18 protein-coding genes and 1 pseudogene are annotated in these 15,194 nt (G+C 72.1%); 9 read left to right on the forward strand and 10 right to left on the reverse strand.

The window, feature by feature from the left end:
* Nucleotides 1–561, reverse strand: a 561-nt coding sequence (mptB, locus tag ABD211_RS01970; protein ID WP_344125523.1) for a polyprenol phosphomannose-dependent alpha 1,6 mannosyltransferase MptB, incomplete at its 3' end; no start/stop codon positions are given.
* 100 nt (nucleotides 562–661) lie between these two features.
* Between mptB and ABD211_RS01975 the strand changes: the two genes are divergently transcribed.
* Both ABD211_RS01975 and ABD211_RS01980 read left to right on the forward strand, forming a co-directional pair.
* Nucleotides 662–1,084, forward strand: coding sequence for a guanyl-specific ribonuclease (locus ABD211_RS01975; RefSeq protein WP_344125525.1), 423 nt, complete (start codon nucleotides 662–664; stop codon nucleotides 1,082–1,084).
* A complete protein-coding gene (locus tag ABD211_RS01980) occupies nucleotides 1,081–1,491 on the forward strand; it encodes a barstar family protein (protein WP_344125527.1) in 411 nt (136 codons plus the stop codon). The genes ABD211_RS01975 and ABD211_RS01980 overlap by 4 nt, the downstream gene beginning before the upstream one ends.
* 10 nt (nucleotides 1,492–1,501) lie before the next feature.
* Here ABD211_RS01980 and ABD211_RS01985 read toward each other — a convergent pair whose 3' ends face one another.
* The 3 genes from ABD211_RS01985 to ABD211_RS01995 all read right to left on the reverse strand — a co-directional run bounded on the left by ABD211_RS01985 (nucleotide 1,502) and on the right by ABD211_RS01995 (nucleotide 3,525).
* The gene (locus ABD211_RS01985; protein ID WP_344125529.1) at nucleotides 1,502–1,729 is read right to left on the reverse strand and encodes a hypothetical protein; all 228 of its coding nucleotides are present in this window, start codon (nucleotides 1,727–1,729) and stop codon (nucleotides 1,502–1,504) included.
* Nucleotides 1,681–2,253, reverse strand: a complete 573-nt coding sequence (locus ABD211_RS01990; protein ID WP_344125531.1) for a DUF6891 domain-containing protein — start codon at nucleotides 2,251–2,253, stop codon at nucleotides 1,681–1,683. Before ABD211_RS01990 ends, ABD211_RS01985 begins: the two co-directional genes overlap by 49 nt.
* Nucleotides 2,254–2,460: 207 nt before the next feature.
* The gene (locus tag ABD211_RS01995) at nucleotides 2,461–3,525 is read right to left on the reverse strand and encodes a polyprenyl synthetase family protein (protein WP_344125533.1); all 1,065 of its coding nucleotides are present in this window, start codon (nucleotides 3,523–3,525) and stop codon (nucleotides 2,461–2,463) included.
* A gap of 204 nt (nucleotides 3,526–3,729) precedes the next feature.
* Here ABD211_RS01995 and ABD211_RS02000 point away from each other — a divergent pair, with 204 nt between their 5' ends.
* Together ABD211_RS02000 and ABD211_RS02005 are read left to right on the forward strand one after the other, a co-directional pair.
* The gene (locus ABD211_RS02000) at nucleotides 3,730–4,209 is read left to right on the forward strand and encodes a hypothetical protein (RefSeq protein WP_344125535.1); all 480 of its coding nucleotides are present in this window, start codon (nucleotides 3,730–3,732) and stop codon (nucleotides 4,207–4,209) included.
* Nucleotides 4,210–4,243: 34 nt separating this feature from the next.
* Entirely contained in the window at nucleotides 4,244–5,164 is a 921-nt protein-coding gene (locus tag ABD211_RS02005) for a hypothetical protein (RefSeq protein WP_344125537.1), read from the forward strand.
* A gap of 21 nt (nucleotides 5,165–5,185) precedes the next feature.
* On the opposite strand, the gene ABD211_RS02010 is transcribed toward ABD211_RS02005, so the two are convergent.
* The 3 genes from ABD211_RS02010 to ABD211_RS02020 form a co-directional block, all read right to left on the reverse strand.
* Nucleotides 5,186–8,236, reverse strand: a complete 3,051-nt coding sequence (locus ABD211_RS02010; RefSeq protein ID WP_344125539.1) for a DUF7927 domain-containing protein — start codon at nucleotides 8,234–8,236, stop codon at nucleotides 5,186–5,188.
* A 313-nt stretch (nucleotides 8,237–8,549) separates the two neighbouring features.
* On the reverse strand, nucleotides 8,550–9,095 hold the full coding sequence (locus tag ABD211_RS02015) for a hypothetical protein (RefSeq protein WP_344125541.1): 546 nt from the start codon (nucleotides 9,093–9,095) through the stop codon (nucleotides 8,550–8,552).
* A 118-nt stretch (nucleotides 9,096–9,213) separates the two neighbouring features.
* Complete coding sequence (locus ABD211_RS02020; protein WP_344125543.1) at nucleotides 9,214–9,552, reverse strand: helix-turn-helix domain-containing protein; 339 nt, start codon at nucleotides 9,550–9,552, stop codon at nucleotides 9,214–9,216.
* A gap of 265 nt (nucleotides 9,553–9,817) precedes the next feature.
* Here ABD211_RS02020 and ABD211_RS02025 point away from each other — a divergent pair, with 265 nt between their 5' ends.
* From ABD211_RS02025 to ABD211_RS02035, 3 genes are read left to right on the forward strand one after another with little or no spacing between them, the layout of a single operon-like run.
* Nucleotides 9,818–10,129 (forward strand): hypothetical protein, encoded by a 312-nt coding sequence (locus ABD211_RS02025; RefSeq protein WP_344125545.1) that lies wholly within the window; start codon nucleotides 9,818–9,820, stop codon nucleotides 10,127–10,129.
* A 28-nt stretch (nucleotides 10,130–10,157) separates the two neighbouring features.
* Nucleotides 10,158–11,075, forward strand: coding sequence for a methylenetetrahydrofolate reductase [NAD(P)H] (metF, locus tag ABD211_RS02030; RefSeq protein ID WP_344125547.1), 918 nt, complete (start codon nucleotides 10,158–10,160; stop codon nucleotides 11,073–11,075).
* Nucleotides 11,076–11,105: 30 nt separating this feature from the next.
* On the forward strand, nucleotides 11,106–11,771 hold the full coding sequence (locus tag ABD211_RS02035; RefSeq protein WP_344125549.1) for a CDP-alcohol phosphatidyltransferase family protein: 666 nt from the start codon (nucleotides 11,106–11,108) through the stop codon (nucleotides 11,769–11,771).
* A gap of 22 nt (nucleotides 11,772–11,793) precedes the next feature.
* On the opposite strand, the gene ABD211_RS02040 is transcribed toward ABD211_RS02035, so the two are convergent.
* Both ABD211_RS02040 and ABD211_RS02045 read right to left on the reverse strand, forming a co-directional pair.
* Entirely contained in the window at nucleotides 11,794–12,348 is a 555-nt protein-coding gene (locus ABD211_RS02040) for a GNAT family N-acetyltransferase (protein ID WP_344125551.1), read from the reverse strand.
* A 31-nt stretch (nucleotides 12,349–12,379) separates the two neighbouring features.
* Nucleotides 12,380–12,828: pseudogene (locus ABD211_RS02045) on the reverse strand (YbaK/EbsC family protein).
* 449 nt (nucleotides 12,829–13,277) lie between these two features.
* Between ABD211_RS02045 and ABD211_RS02050 the strand changes: the two are divergent.
* Both ABD211_RS02050 and ABD211_RS02055 read left to right on the forward strand, forming a co-directional pair.
* Entirely contained in the window at nucleotides 13,278–13,766 is a 489-nt protein-coding gene (locus ABD211_RS02050) for an SAV_6107 family HEPN domain-containing protein (protein WP_344125555.1), read from the forward strand.
* Nucleotides 13,767–13,911: 145 nt separating this feature from the next.
* Nucleotides 13,912–14,601, forward strand: coding sequence for a hypothetical protein (locus tag ABD211_RS02055; protein WP_344125557.1), 690 nt, complete (start codon nucleotides 13,912–13,914; stop codon nucleotides 14,599–14,601).
* Nucleotides 14,602–14,698: 97 nt separating this feature from the next.
* Here ABD211_RS02055 and ABD211_RS02060 read toward each other — a convergent pair.
* Nucleotides 14,699–15,194 (reverse strand): hypothetical protein (locus ABD211_RS02060; protein WP_344125553.1); only part of this gene is annotated, 496 nt, incomplete at its 5' end.

Raw genomic sequence — 15,194 nt, forward strand, 5'->3', positions numbered from 1 at the left:
GGCGGCCAGGACCACACCGAGCAGCGCCGCCGCGCGCCGCACGCCGACCGTGACGGCCAGCCGGTCGCCGGCCAGCCCGGCCGCCGCGTGCGAGACCAGGGTGGCCAACGGCCCGTACGGGCTCGGCGCGTCGCGCCAGATCGGCGGCACCGAGCCGAGCCAGGCGCACGGCAGGACGGCCGGTCCGGTCGTCGTCGGATCCGCTCCGGCGGCGGCGGTCGCCCCCTGGCAGGCGTACGCGTAGACGTCCCGGCTGGCCAGTGGCGTGCCGACCAGCACCGGCAGCGCCCACAGCGCGACGGTGACGAGCAGCCACCGGGTCGGTGGCGCGACGGCCAGCCGGTCGACCAGCCACCAGGCCAGCGCCACGGCGGCGAGCCCGACGACGGCGGCGAGCACCCAGGGCACCTCGGCGGCGTGGGGCAGCCCGTCGAGGTCGGCCCGGCCGGGCTGGGCGCCCACCCGGGTCGCGGCCACCGCGAGCAGCGCGGACCCGCCGAGCCCGAGATAGCGCGCGAGGCCGGCGCGGCGGGCGTCGGTCACCCTCCCGGGGGCAGGCATCTGCGGATCATGTCATATCGGACGCCGCGTCGCCTTGCCCGACCGTACGGTCCTGGTAAGGATCACTCGGGGGCCCGGGGAGGCGGAGCTAGGGGGACGCGTGGCCGGGAGACGGGCGTGGATCGGCGTCGCCGCCGCGGCGGTGGTCGTGCTGGGTTTGCTGATGTTGCGTGGCGGCGGTGGGGGCGACAACAACGCGGGCCCGTCGGTGACCATGCCGACCGCCTCGGGCACGCCCCGCTCGAGCCTGCCGCCGATGGAGTACTACGAGCTGCCGGCCGAGGCGCAGGACACGCTGGGGCTCATCGAGCGCGGTGGCCCGTACCCCGACCGGGAGGACGGCTCCGAGTTCCGTAACTACGAGCACCGGCTGCCCAACCAGGAGGAGGGCTACTACCGGGAGTTCACGGTCGAGACGCCGGACGAGCCGGGCCGGGGTGCGCGCCGGCTCGTCGTGGGCCGCGCCGGCGACGTCTACTACACCGAGGACCACTACCTGACGTTCCGCCAGGTCATGCTGTGACCGCCCTGTCGGCCGCCGCCCTGCTGTCGGGCGCCGTCGCGCCCGGCGTTCACCGGGGCGCGCCGGTGCCGTCGGTCGACGTGCTGGCCGCCGAGGTGGGCGCCGCCGGCTGGACGGTGCGCCGGCTGCCGGAGGCCGGCGTCCGCGACGGTGCGGCCTTTCTCGCCGCCTGCGGCCGCGCGTTGGACTTCCCCCACTGGTACGGGCAGAACTGGGACGCCCTGGCCGACTGCCTCAGGGACCTGACCTGGCTGCCCGGGCCGGGTGTCGCGCTGCTATGGCCGGACGCCGACGCGCTGGCGGAGGCCGACCCGCCCGCGTGGCGGCTGGCCCTGGAGGTCTTCGCGGCGGCGGCCGGAACGCGCGTGACGATCGCCCGCCCGCCGCTGCACCTGCTGGTGCTGTGACGCCCGCCGGCTACCAGGTGGTGCTGTCCAGCGGGCCGAGGTCGGCGACGGTGACCCGGTCCTCCAGGGCGAGGGCGGTGATCACCTGGTCGACCTCGGCGGGGCTGGCCAGCCGGCCGTGCGACGTGCGCGTGGCCGGGTCGAGGTGCTCCAGCCGGAGCGTGGCGTCGGGGTTCCAGTTGTGCTGGACTACCGCCCCCGACCGGGAGGTGTAGGTCGCGAACGCGCGCGGGAACACCGGCCTCGTCCGCAGCAGCCACGCCGCCGGCCAGCTTCGCCGGGGCCGTCCCATCCGATCGGCTCGGCCTCGACGGTGACGTCGTCGCCGGGCAGCGCGCCCGGGTGGGCGGCGAGCCGCCCGGTCCGGCGTCGCTGCCAGGTCAGCGGGACGAAGGCGCGGGTGCCGGTCGAGCCGTTCCAGCGCGGTTCGAGCCCGTGCCGCCGCAGGACGTCGACGACCTCGCCCATGAACGCCGCCGGGTCGTCCGGCGCGCCGTAGGCCAGGTAGAGGCCCTGGCCGGCGATGGCCGACTCGGCGTCCTGCTGGTGGTAGAACACGTAGCCGCGCGGCAGCCCGTCCCGGGGGTAGCCGTCGAGGATCTCGGCGTGGCCGCAGTTCTGGCAGCAGCTGAACGCCTCCCGGGCGGCGACGTTCGAGCGGCCCAGCTCTGCGAACGCGGCGGTGAACCGGTCCGAGTCGGTGACCGCCGGCCAACCGGCCTGCTCCGCGAGGTGCTCGGCGAACAGCGCGTCAGCTCCCACACCGTGCGGACGATCTCCGCCCCATCGACCGCGACATCCGTGCCCTCGTCCTCGGCCTCGTCCGCGAGCTCCTCCGTGTAGTACTCCACGCCGGTCCAGACCACGGCGTCGAAGGGACTGTCGGCCAGGGCGATCTGGTTGCGCAGGAGGTCTGGCAGGCCGGAGTCTTCGCTCAGCATGCCGGCCCCCTAACGGCCGGGTCCGACGTCAGGCGGTGCGGCTGGTGGCGGCCGCGGCCAGGTCGCGCAGGATGGCGGTCGCCTGCGGGTCCAGTCCGACCGCGTCGAGGGCGGCGAGCGCGGCGGCCGTGAGGTCGGCGATGCGGCGCTCGGTGCGGTCCAGGGCGCCGGTGCCGACGATGATGTCGCGCAGGCGGGTGACGTCGTCGGCGGTCAGCCCCGGGTCGCCGAGGCCGGCGCTCAGGGCGTCGGCCCGGGCCCGGTCGGCCGCGTCGAAGGCGGCCGCGACGAGGTAGGTGCGCTTGCCCTCGCGCAGGTCGTCGCCGGCCGGCTTGCCGGTGGTCGCCGGGTCGCCGAACACGCCCAGCACGTCGTCGCGCAGCTGGAACGCCTCGCCGAGCGGTAGCCCGTACCCGGAAAGGGTGGTGCTGACGGCCGGCGGCGCGTCGGCGATCGCGGCGCCCAGCAACAGCGGACGTTCGACCGTGTATTTCGCGGACTTGTAGCGCGCGACGGTGCTGGCGCGGCGCACCGACGTGTCCCCGGTGACCTGGGTGTGCACATCGAGGTACTGGCCGATGGTGACCTCGGTGCGCATGAGGTCGAAGACGGGCCGGGCGCGGCCGATCGCGGCGGCGTCCAGGCCGGACGTGTGCAGCAGCTCGTCGGACCAGACCAGGCACAGGTCGCCGAGCAGCACGGCGGCCGCCGCGCCGAACGCGTCCGCGCCGCCCTGCCAGCCCGCACCGGTGTGCCGGGTGGCGAACCGGCGGTGCACGGCGGGCACGCCCCGGCGGGTGTCCGAGCCGTCGATCAGGTCGTCGTGCATCAGCGCGCTGGCCTGGACGAACTCGAGGGCGGCGACCGCGGCCACCACCGCGTCGTCGTCTTCGCCGCCGGCGGCCCGGTAGCCCCAGTACGCGAACGCGGGTCGCAGGCGCTTGCCGCCGCCGAGGACGAAGTCGTCGATGGCGTCAGCGACATCGGCGAGGGCGGGGTCGATGCCGGACAGCAGGGCACGCTGCTCGGTCAGGAAGGCGCTGAGCGCCTTCCCGACCCGCGCGCGCAGGTCCGCGTGGTCAGCCGGGTGCACGCGCTCGACGCTAGCCCGTCGGCGCGGAGGGCGTGCGATGGGGCGGTGATCGCACCGGGCGCGGTAGGCCCTAAAGATGGCTTAACAGCTCATCATCTGGACAAAGATCCGCGTATGGTGCAGATAGCGCCCATAAAGAGATGAAAGGGTGAGTATCTCATGAAAAACTCTTTTATTCGCAAACGCCTCATTCCAGCTGGCGTCGTGGTCGCCGCGGGGCTGGTCACGGCGCTGGGGAATGGCGGCCAGGCGCTCGCCGCCGATGACTCCGAGACCGTCCGGGTGGACGTGATCGTCGGTGTGGGCATCACCCTCAACCTGGACCGTAACGACATCCAGCTGATCGGTGGCCCCGGCCAGACGGTGGCCAACGGGCAGCCGGTGAGCGCCACGGTGGTCACCAACAACCCGACCGGGTACACCCTCAGCGTCCAGTCGGATCGCGCCGAACTGACGCCCCAGGGCGGAGGAGCCGGCCGGATCCCGATCGCCAACCTCACCGTACAGGCGGGCGGTGGCTCGTTCGAGGTCATCTCCGACACCGCGCCCACCGTGATCCACACGGATCCGGACGCGTCGGCGCTCAACGGCGACACGATCGTCACCACCTACCGGGTCGTCATCCCGGCCGTGCCGAACGACACCTACCAGGCGATCATCACGTACACGGCGACCACCACATAGCGGGGACATGAATAGACGTCAGTCGCCTGGCCCGGTGGTTGCACGGATCGCGACGATCCTCTGTGTACTGATCACCACGTCGGGCAGCGGAGCAGTAGCGCGGGCGCGGGGCTCGTCGTCGGCGGACTTCTCGATGACGGTGAGCCCGACCCGGCTCGTCGTCAGCGGCGATGCCGTGGGCAAGACGCTGTCGGTCACGGTGTACAACAACGGCCGCACGCCGATGAAGGTCGAGGTCGGCAAGCGCGACTTCGTACCCGCGCCGAACGGTTCGTTGATCTTCCAGGAGCACGCGGAGTATTCCGCCAGTTCGTGGATAACAGTACGGCCCCAGCGCTTCACGATCGGCCCGAAGAAGTCCAGGGCCGTCCAGGTCCGGGTCACCGTTCCCCGCAACCCGGAGGTCGGCGACCACCAGGTGGCTCTCGTGTTCATGTCACCCGCGCCCGCGGACGGTGGCAACATCCGCATCAACAGGGGCATCGGCACGCCGGTGTACATCACGGTGCCGGGGCCGGTAGACGACTCCGTGCGCCTGGCGCGACTGAGCGCGCCGTCGTTCGCCCTCGGTGGCCCGATCCGGATCGCCGCGACCGCCCAGAGTACCGGCACCGTGCACCGCGACTTCCGGGACGCGAACCGCCTGAAGATCCGTGTGGGCGGCCGGACGGTCGAGTTCCCCGACTTCACGGTGGTGCGTGGCGCGACCCGGGAGATCACCACCGACTGGCGCCGCCCACCGCTGTTCTGCTGGTGTTCGGCGCGCCTCACGGTGCCGAGCGCGGACGGGCAGCCGCAGGTCGTGACGTTCCGTATCGTGATCATTCCGCTGCATCTCGTCGGTGGCGCGTTCGTGCTCATCGCCGTCGCCGCCCTCGTGTTGTATCTGGCACGGCGTCGTTACCGGGCGCAGGTGCTCACCGCCGCGCGCGCGATGCGCGCGGACGAGGGTTAGGCGCCGCAGGCCCATGACGGGTCATAGGGTGCCCGCGACATATTCCAGCGTGGTCTGGTACTGGTCGGGCCGCACGAACGGGATGGTCGCCCGGTAGTCGTTGCCGAACTGGTCACCGCCGACCGCCGACGGAGCGGTCTGCCGCCGCACCGTCACCAGGACGGAGTCCGACAGCGGCCGGAAGGTTGACTGATAATCGCGCACCAGCAGATTGCTGATGGCGATCCGGTCCGGATTGGTTCCCGTCACCGGGAGCAGCTGTGGCGCGCTGCCCTTGACCAGCACCTGGTAGCCGGTCAGGCTGTCCGTGACGACCTTCATGGTGATCGCGTCGGCCAGGCCGGGCGTGCTGCCGGGCGGCCCGGAGAGCGAGAAGTTGTCGGTGACCATGGTCAGGGTGATGGTGGACGCGACCGCGACCGTCTTCGTGCACCGGCTGTCCGGCCCCGGTGAGCAGTTGCTCGCCCCGCTCGCTGTGCTGACGCTGTTGAGCAGTTGCCCGTTGCCGGTCCGGTTGACCTTCACCGAATAGGTCACCGTGAACACCTGTCCCGGGGTGAGACTCCCACTCCAGTTGATCGTGCTGGCTCCGGCGTTCCAGGTGACGCTGCCGGCGGTCGCCACCGCGTCGAGGTTGTATGTGGCGTCGTCCACCACCCCGGTGAGATTGTCCGTGAAAGCCGCCCCGGTGAAGGCGATCGACCCGTTGGTGACCGTGACGGTGTAGGTCACGGTGCCCTGAGGAGCCACCGATGCGGCCGGCGAGGCCGACTTCACGATCGTCATCGACGGCGGCGTGCTGGAGACCGGGACGGTCTTCCTGCACCGGGTATCCGGCCCCGGCGAGCAGTTGCTCACGTAGTTCTCCGTGGTGACCTGGTTGACCAGCTGGCCGTCGCCGGTCTTGTTCGCGGTCACCGAGTAGGTCACGGTCACCACCTGGTTGGGGGTCATGTCCAGCCGCCAGCTCAGCCGGCTGGTCGTGGGGTTCCAATCGAACGACCCACCCGCGCCGCCGTCCGTGACGTCACTGTTGTACGTGGCGTCGTCGATCACCCCGGTCAGGTTGTCGGTGAAGGCGGCCCCGGGATTGGCGAGCACGTCATTTGTGATCGTGACGGTGTAGGTAACCTTGCCGCCCGGCGGCACGTACGAGGCCGGTGACGCCGTCTTCACGATCGTCACGGAGGGAATGATCTGGACGGTCGACGTGCAGGAGGCGTCGGGGTTGGTTCCGCAGTTCGTACCGGGACCCGAGGTGATCGTGTTGACCAGCTTCCCGTTGCCCGTGGTTTTGTTCACGAGCACCGAATAGGTCACCGTGGCCACCTGGTCGGCGGCCAGGTCGCCGGCCCATGTCAGGGTGCTGGTGCCGGCGTTCCAGCTGATGCCGCCGGCGGTTGCCACCGCGTCGTTGTTGTACGTGGCGTCGTCGGTCACCCCGCTCAGGTTGTCGGTGTACGTGCCCCCGGCGAAGGCGACGCCGACATTCGTGATGGTCACCGTGTAGGTGACCGTGCCGCCCCGCCCCACGTAGGTACTCGGCGTCGCCACTTTCACGATCGCGGCGGCGGGGCCACACGACTGAACCGACATGTCCAGGGGGGTCCGCTTGATGGTTTCGGGGTTGTTGCCGGTGCGATCGCCCAGGACGAGGGCGGCCGCGACGACGCCGCCGTGGATGATCTGGCCGTTCGGATGCAGCAGGAGGGTGGCGCGTGGGGCGAACAGGGTGCCCAGCGTGTTCTGGCCCTGGGCTATGTCGATCTGGGTCGCGGTGGGGAAGTTGAACAGCACGTAGGCGCCGGTCGCGAAAGTGACGCCGGTCCCGTATATGTTGGGTTGCGCCCAGGCGAAGTTGTTACTGCCGGTGGTATCGACGTTGATCACCAGGGGGAAGTCCCTGGAGGGCACATTGAGAAGCTGGATGTTCACGACAGACGCGAGTTCGGCGGCTGTGACATTCCAGACGTACTGCTTGGGCGCGCCGCTGGTGTCAAACGAGATGACGGCCGTCCCGAAGCTGATGTTGGCGGTTACGGTGTTGGCGCACTGGGCCAGCCCGACGGCGCGGGCACTGTAGGCGGCGAACGCCCTGTTGAAGTCGACCAGGCCGGGCCGCAGCACCGTGCTCGCCGGCTGGTCGCCGGCCGTGCGCAGCGCCGGGCTCACGGTGGTGTTGCCCCGGTTCACCACGACGGCCTTGGTGCCGTCCGCCTTGATATCGGTTCCCGAGACGTCGCCAATCTTGATAGTGGTCCCGGTGGCTGCGGTCACGTACCCGTTGCCCCACCCGGCGATGTTGGCCCGCCCCCCGACCAGCACGCCGACCTGGGTGCCGGCCGCGTCGACGCTGTCGCGGAAGGTGGACACCCCATCAGCCCCCACCGGGACCTCGCGTGGGGAACTGTTGCTGCGGTAGACCTCCCACTCGCTGACCGCCGCGTTGGATGCGGTGTTCCCCGCGTCAGCGACGAAATTGATCCGCAGATATCGGGCGGTGACCTCGGTAACAAATTGGATGACCTGGATCCGCTGGTCGGCGCCGTCGACATACGTGCTGATGCTCGCCTGGTTGAAGGTGGTGCCGTCAGTGCTGTAGTCCAGGGTGAACTTCGTGACCCGTCCGGCCGTCGGATAGCGCATCAACGAGTAGCTGACGATCATCGAGCTTCCCAGGTCGATCGTCATTGTCTGGGGGAAGCCGGTTGCGCTCTGCCAATAGGTGGTCGGGTCGCCGTCGGTTATCGCGGTCCGCAGATGTCCCGCTACCGCGCTGGTCACCGTCACCGGACGCTGTGAAGCCAGGTCGACCGGGCTGACCGAGAGAGTCCCCCCGGTCGCGAAGCCACCAGTGATGGCGCCCGCGTTGAGTTCCGAGTTGCCCTTGATGAACACGTCGAAGCCCTGATTGCCCGCGACCGGGTTGTACGCCACGCCCGCGGGCGCTGCGGCCGCCACCGGTGCCGCGACAGGCGGGTGGAGCGGGCTCGCGGCGACCTGGCTCACGGCCGTGACACTCAACGCAACCGCGAGGCAGACCCCGCCGGCCATCGTGCGCTTAGCCATCATCGGCTCCGCGGTAGGTGCTCCGCCCGCTGTGGCGGCCCCCCACTGGCCCGGTGACCGGCGGCGGTCCGGTCGCCGGGTGGGGTGCCACAGCGCACGATGGCCGCGTTGTGGCCCGCCGGGGTAGCGGACCCTGCCACCAACATCGTGGACGCCACCCTTCCCAAGGGTGCGGCAGAGACTGGAACCATCAAGGGAGATTAAATACTAAATGACCGCTTTAATGCAAATAGGCAACATCGCCAGCACGGGCGACGTTGGCTGCATGGTCGCGGCGAGGAACGACCTCGAGTACGTCAGACCACGCGTCAGCGGGTCACGCGCCCGGCCGGCGGTCGCGGCGGCGGCGGGCCAGGACGAGCAGCGCGGCGCCGATGGCCATGGCGGCGAACGAGGCCGCCAGCCGCACGGCGAGAGCGCGCCCGCTCTGCCCGGTGACCGGCATGCCGGCACCGGTCGGGAGTCCGGCGCCATCTGTTCCGCCCACCCTGTCGGCTCCGGCCGGCGGCGACTCCACGACCGGCAGCTCGGTCGCCGGGGCTGTCGTGGTGGGCGCCGTGCCGGTGGAGGTCGCGGTCGGCGGGCGCGTCGGGGTCGGTGTGAGAGAGGCGGTGGGCACTGTTGCGGTGGTGCCCGTCGGCAGCACCTGGACTCCCACCCGGACGCCACCGACGTCGGAGGGAGCGAGTTTGACCGGCCGGGCTCCGGGGGGCAGCGGCAGCGGCCGGATCACGTGCGCCCGGTGAGCTGAAGCTCCCTCGGTCGCGCCGGAGGGCAGGCTCGCGCCGAGCACCACCAGCGCCGCGGCGATGAGCGCGATCCCGGCGGCGACGACCGCGCGGGAGCAGAGGGGTCCACGCATGGCTTCTCCCGATAAAGGGGTAGGGAGACAGCTAACGGCTAAGACGGTCAGTCAGCGATATAACGTGTGACCCTCACATTATTCGAAATATCGCGTATTCACGGGCGATCGCGCTGATTCAGGCGGCGGCCGTGCCCGGCACCCGCGCGTAGACGCCGGGCTGGACGAGCCGCCAGCGGCCGAGGGCCGGCCCGGGCCGGGTCCGGCGGTCCGCTGCGGCGGCCCGCTCCAGCGCCGCCACCGGGACGTCCAGGCTCAGCGCGAGCCAGCCCAGCCAGAAGCCGCTGGGCACGCGTTCGCCACGCTCCCAGCGGGAGATCTCGTGCCGCGTGACGGTCGCCACGCCCGCCGAGGCGCAGAGCCGGTCGGCCAGGCGGGCCTGGCTGATCCCGCAACGGTGACGGGCCTCGGACAGCAGAGTGCCCAGTGCTCGGCCCAGGTCGGTGTCGTGCCGCATCGTCCCTCCGTGGCTGGCCGCGGTGACCCGTGTGCGTGTTGACCCCTGACCCCGTCCGCCGGGCGTGACTCCCGACCCCTCGGTGCCCGCGAACGGTCCGAGAATGCCACGGGCGTACGACACAACGCCGTGAGCGACGTAAGGCATTGACGCTTGATAGATTCTTTGGCCCTCACCGCGTTGAACGCCACCTTCTCTGGCCCCTCCCAGCGGCCCGCTGGGGCGGTTGGCTTTAGCCGTACGGCCCCAGCCGCGAGGAGGATTGATGATCCACGTCTCGTTCGACCCGCAGGACCCGCCGGACGACCCGCCACCCGGCGCCGACCCCTCCTACTGGCGGGTGGCGGTCCGGCTGTTCCGTGACCACTCGCCCCCGTCGGACGCAGGCCCTGGCCCGACCCCGTGCCGGCAGTGCAACCAGCCCTGGCCGTGCGCGGCCCGCCGGGCCGCCGAACGAGGGCTCATCGGGGCCCTGCGCGTCGGGCGGCGCAACGCCCGTCGCCCCAACCGGGGCCGCTGGGGCGACGGCGCGGGCGGTGCGGCCCGGCGGGGCACGGGGTGGGACGATCCCCGATGACGGCCGGTGGGCCGGTTAGAGTCGTTACGTGGCTCTTGGACTCCCTTCGACCCTGCCCTCCGGCGCGCCGTCCATCGGTGAGCTGCTGCGCGCGGGCACCCCGACGTTCTCGTTCGAGTTCTTCCCCCCACGCACCCCGGACGGGGAGCGGCACCTGTGGCAGGCGATCCGGGAGCTGGAGCCGCTGCGGCCGTCATTCGTCTCGATCACGTACGGTGCCGGCGGGTCGACCCGGGACAACACGGTCTCGGTCACCGAGCGCATCGCCACCGAGACGACCCTGCTCCCGATGGCCCACCTCACCGCGGTCGACCACTCGGTCGGTGAGCTGCGCAACGTCATCGGGCGCTACGCCGGGGCCGGCATCCACAACGTGCTCGTCGTCCGGGGCGACCCGCCCGGCAACCCGCAGGGCGAGTGGGTGCCCCACCCGGACGGGCTCACCTACGCGTCCGAGCTGGTCAACCTCGTCCGGGAGTCCGGCGACTTCTGTGTGGGTGTGGCCGCGTTCCCCGAGAAGCACCCGCGCTCGCCCGACTTCGAGTCCGAGGTGCGCCATTTCGTCGCCAAGGTGCGCAGCGGCGCCGACTTCGCGATCACCCAGTTCTTCTTCCGCTGGGAGGACTGGTGCCGCCTGCGTGACGCGGTCGTGGCCGCCGGCTGCGACGTGCCGATCATCCCGGGCATCATGCCGGTGACCAACGTGAGCCAGATCGAGCGGATGGCCATGCTCTCCGGTGCCGTCTTCCCGGCCGATCTGGCCGAGCGGCTGCGGGCGGTCGCCGACGATCCCGCGGCCGTGCAGGCGATCGGCGTGGAGTTCGCCACCCGGCTGTCCGAGCGCCTCCTCGGCGAGGGCGCGCCGGGGATCCACTTCATCACCCTCAACCGGTCGACCGCCACCCGTGAGGTGTGGCAGAACCTCAGCCTGGACGCCCGTGTCTGACCGGGTCGTCGTGGGCGGCGGGGCGCCGCGGTGGGCACGCCACGGCTGAACCTGCCCTGGAACAGCGACGACGACGGGGGCACCGCCGTCCCGCTCGTCGCTCTCACCGGCGGGATCGGCTGGGGCACCAACCGGCTCGGCCGGCTCCTCGGCCGGGTCCGGACGGCGCCGTGGTTGCTGCGCACCATCGCGATCGTCGGCAGTGTCCTCGCGTTGCCGGTCGCGGCCTACCGGGGCGGCGCCCCCGCCGTCGCGGCGGCGTTGGTGCTGGTCGCCGCGGTGGCTGGCACCCTGGACGGGCCGGTCGCGGTGAACACGCGCCGGCTCACCCGGCTCGGCGTCGTCTACGACCCGGTGACCGACCGGGTCTGCGAGATCTGCTGGCTGGCGGTGTTCTGGATGCTGGGCGCGCCCGCGGGGGCGGTGGTCGCCAGCGGCGTGCTCACCGGCCTGTTCGAGTACATCCGCGCCCGCGCGGTGCTGGTCGGGATGACCGGGCGCGGCGTGGCCACCATCGGCGGACGCGGCGTACGGGTGGCCGTCGTGGTGCTCGGCCTGGTCGCCGCCGGGCTGGGCGGGCTGACGAACGACGACCTCGTGCCGGGCATCGGCACGGTGACCGTGTTCGTGTGGGCCGCGCTCGCCTTTGTCGGCCTGATCAGGCTGGTCACGGTCGTCCACGAGACGCTCGGCTGAGCGCCCGGACGGGGCGCGGGCGTCAGGCGGTTGACAGCGGCAGCGACCGGCCGAGGATCGCGAACGGCCGGTCGTCGCCCGGGAAGCGCATCTGACGCACGACGTCGACGAAGCCGTGGGAGCGGTAGAGCCGCCAGGCGCGGGACCGCTCGTCGGGCACCTCGGGCGTGGAGAGCAGGACCACCCGACCGGGCGCGCCGTCGAGCAGCCCGCGCAGCAGCCGGGTGCCGAGCCCGTGCCCCTGGGCGGTGGGGGTCACGTGCAGCTCCACCAGCTCGTACGCGTCGCTGAGCCAGCGGCGGCGGTCGCCCCGGCGGATGGCACCCCGCACCTGGTCGTGCCACCACTGCCCGGAATGTGACAGGTAGCCGTAGCCGAAGCCGAGCACGGCGCCCTGCTCGTCGAGCGCCCCCACGGCGCGGAAGCCCGCCCGGCGCGCGTGCGCGGTGATGAAGCCGCGCCGCGCCGAGACCAGGTCCGGGGGGTAGTCCATCGCGGCCGCGTAGACGGCGAGCACCTCGTCGAGGCGCCCGACCAGATCCTCGGCGGTCCAGCGGACCAGGGTAGGGGAACTCATGCGGGTCTCTCCGCTGTGATGATTCGCTCGCTCATGCCACCTCGGCGGGGGTGCCGGCGGTGACGCGGACCAGTTCGGCGAAGGTGGTGGGAAAGACCGCCTGGGGCACGCCGGCGGCGGCCCAGATCTCGTCGTACTGCGCGAGGGCGGTGTCGACCAGGGTGCGCACCGGCTTCGGGTGGCCGAGCGGGGCGACCCCGCCGATCGGCTGCCCGGTGTGCTGGCGGACGAACTCGGGGGTGGCCCGGCGGAGCTCCCCGATCCCGAGCGTGACCGCGACCTTGGCCGTGTCGACCCGGTGCGCGCCCGAGGTGAGGACGAGCAGCGGCTCGCCGTCAGCCGCGAAGATCAGGGAGTTGGCGATCTGCCCCACGGTGACGCCGAGGGCCTCGGCGGGCGGGGGGNGATCCGGACCTGGCCGGATGTCCCCGCCGCGTCCAGGGCGTCCTGGACGGCGACGACGTTGGGGTGCTCTTGCATGCGTCCATCTTGGGGGACGCGGCCACCCGGCACCGCCCCGGGGCGCGGGCGTTCCGCCCGATCCCGGGCCGACCTGGGGCCCGGGGAATCGTTGCGAACTTGTCGGGGGTGAGGTTTACTCTGTACGAGTGTTCGAACACGGGTTCGATAATAGATCACGTGTTCGATGGCACGGAGGGCCGTGTTCGCGGCATGACCCTCCGCCTGGGCCGGGCATTCGCGGGTCCGGCCCATGGGTGGGCTCGCCGTCCGCCACCCTCGACCCCTGGGTGGCGGACGGTGGACCCGACCGTTGGTCCGACGTTCGCGTCGGGCACGGCTGGCCGGGTGGGGCGTGGGGAAGCTCCTCACCCGGCCAGCACCGGCACGGACAACACGCTGCGCCTTCCTCCGCAGCGAACGACAGCGGGTGGGCCGTCCTGGCCCGCCAGCGGAGGAGTGATGTCGTGATGGTGCCAGTTTCCGTCGACCCGACCGCCCGACCGGTGAGCGCGCGCCCGACGGCCCGCATCCCGACGGTGCCGGCGCACGTCCTGCCCCACCGCACCCCGATCGAGCTGCTCATTCTCGCCCGTCGCGGGCTGGCGGAGGCCGCCCGCACCGAGGCTGACGGGCTGCGTTACGCCACCGCGCATCTGGCCGCGCTGCGTGCCGCGGCCGCCGTTCTCGCCGCCCGCGCCCGTCCCGGCGCCGGTCGTCGCAGCCGGGTGACCAGCGTGTGGGCGCTGCTCGACCTCGTGGCGCCCGAGATGGGGGACTGGGCCGCGTTCTTCGCCGCCGGCGCTGGCAAGCGGGCGGCCGCCGAGGCGGGCATCGCCCGGGCGGTCTCCACCCGCGAGGCCGACGACCTGCTCCGCTCGGCGGGTCAGTTCGTCGACCTGGTGGCCGACGAGCTCGGTCTGGCCTACCAGCCGGCGTTCGACGAACTAGCCTCCTGACCTTTCGCGCGCCGCGGCCGATCCGCACCACAAGCACAGCTCAGCACAGAGAACAGAGGTCGTCGTGGCAGACGTCGTGGCGCTGCGGCGGGCGGACCAGCCGTCCGACCGGTCGTCGCGGGTCGCCAGCGCGGAGCCGGACAACCTGGCCCGGCTGCGCGCCAGCGGCCTGGTCCGGGCCGCCAGCGCGCCCGCCGACCCGACCGGCGTCGCCCACATCCTGCCGGTCGAGCCGACCCTGGCGCGGCTGCTGCCCTGGGGCGGCCTACGGCGCGGCAGCACCGTCGCGGTGGCGCCCGGCCCGTCCACCGGCGCCACCTCCTTGCTGTACTCGCTGCTCGCCGAGGCCACCGCGGCGGGTGCCTGGTGCGCGGTGGTCGGCCGGCCCGACCTCGGCCTGGCCGCCGCGGCCGAGGCGGGCGTGCAGCTGTCCCGGCTCGCGCTCGTCCCGGCGCCCGGCCCCGACTGGGTCAGCGTGGTCGCCGCCCTCCTCGACGGGGTGGACATCGTCGTCGCCGCGACGCCCGGCCCCGTGCCCGCCGCCACCAGCGGCCGGCTCGCGGCCCGCGCGCGGCAGCGGGGCAACGTGCTCATCCCCTTTGGACAGTGGGCCGGGGTCGACCTGACGCTGACCGTCACCGGCGGGCAGTGGCACGGACTCGAGGCGGGTCGCGGCCGGCTGCGCCGCCGCGAGCTGACCGTCGCCGCCCTCGGCCGGGGCGGCGCCGTCCGCTCCCGCCGCGCCACCCTGTGGCTGGGCGACCCCGCCCCCGCCCGCGTACCCGACGACATGACCCCCATCGAGGCGACCGGACTACGGCTGGTGGCGGTGTGAGTGACTGGCCGGGCCATCGCGGCTGTGGCGAATAAGGGTCGCTATCTGGCCGAAATTCGCCACAGCGCCGTCGTCGGCTTGTGCGTGGGCCAGCGACTCAGGATGGTTCCCCGTCGATCGCGCGAAGCGCGCTGACGAGCCGCGCCGCGTACTGCGCCGAGAGACGGCACCCATCGTCCACGGCGACGATCGCGTCGCTGGCTGTCCGGTCGTTCCACCAGTCCCGCAGGAACCCCTCGGCGTATCCACCTGTGCAGAACCCGTACGGGTGATCGGCGAGGCTCGTCGCAATCATGATCAGGTAGCAGGGGCGCCCGTAGTCGACCTGCCCGGCGGGCAGGTGGACGAAGTCCTCGTACGAGGTTGGCGTCCGCAGGTGCGAGTGGAGCCAGAACATCGCGTCGTACATCAGCCTTGAGTGCGGATCGGCATGCAGGGCGAAGTAGCCCTTGTCCCGCACGATCCGCTCGCCCAGCCTGCGGACGAGCGTCTCGCCGTCCGTCAGGTTCGCGGCGTCCAGGGCGTCGCGCAGCACCGGGGACAGGCTGCCGTGGCGCACCCTGTCGAGGTCAGCCTCGAACATCTCGTGGCTG

Origin of the sequence: Luedemannella flava (genome assembly GCF_039528515.1) — a bacterium.
Classification (GTDB): Bacteria; Actinomycetota; Actinomycetes; order Mycobacteriales; family Micromonosporaceae; genus Luedemannella; species Luedemannella flava.

Coding starts and splice junctions, on each gene's coding strand:
- ABD211_RS02040 (WP_344125551.1), bottom strand. CDS start 12,348: ATGAGTTCCCCTACCCTGGTCCGCTGGACCGCCGAGGATCTGGTCGGG.
- ABD211_RS02010 (WP_344125539.1), bottom strand. CDS start 8,236: ATGATGGCTAAGCGCACGATGGCCGGCGGGGTCTGCCTCGCGGTTGCG.
- ABD211_RS02015 (WP_344125541.1), bottom strand. CDS start 9,095: ATGCGTGGACCCCTCTGCTCCCGCGCGGTCGTCGCCGCCGGGATCGCG.
- ABD211_RS02020 (WP_344125543.1), bottom strand. CDS start 9,552: ATGCGGCACGACACCGACCTGGGCCGAGCACTGGGCACTCTGCTGTCC.
- ABD211_RS02050 (WP_344125555.1), top strand. CDS start 13,278: ATGGTGCCAGTTTCCGTCGACCCGACCGCCCGACCGGTGAGCGCGCGC.
- ABD211_RS02025 (WP_344125545.1), top strand. CDS start 9,818: ATGATCCACGTCTCGTTCGACCCGCAGGACCCGCCGGACGACCCGCCA.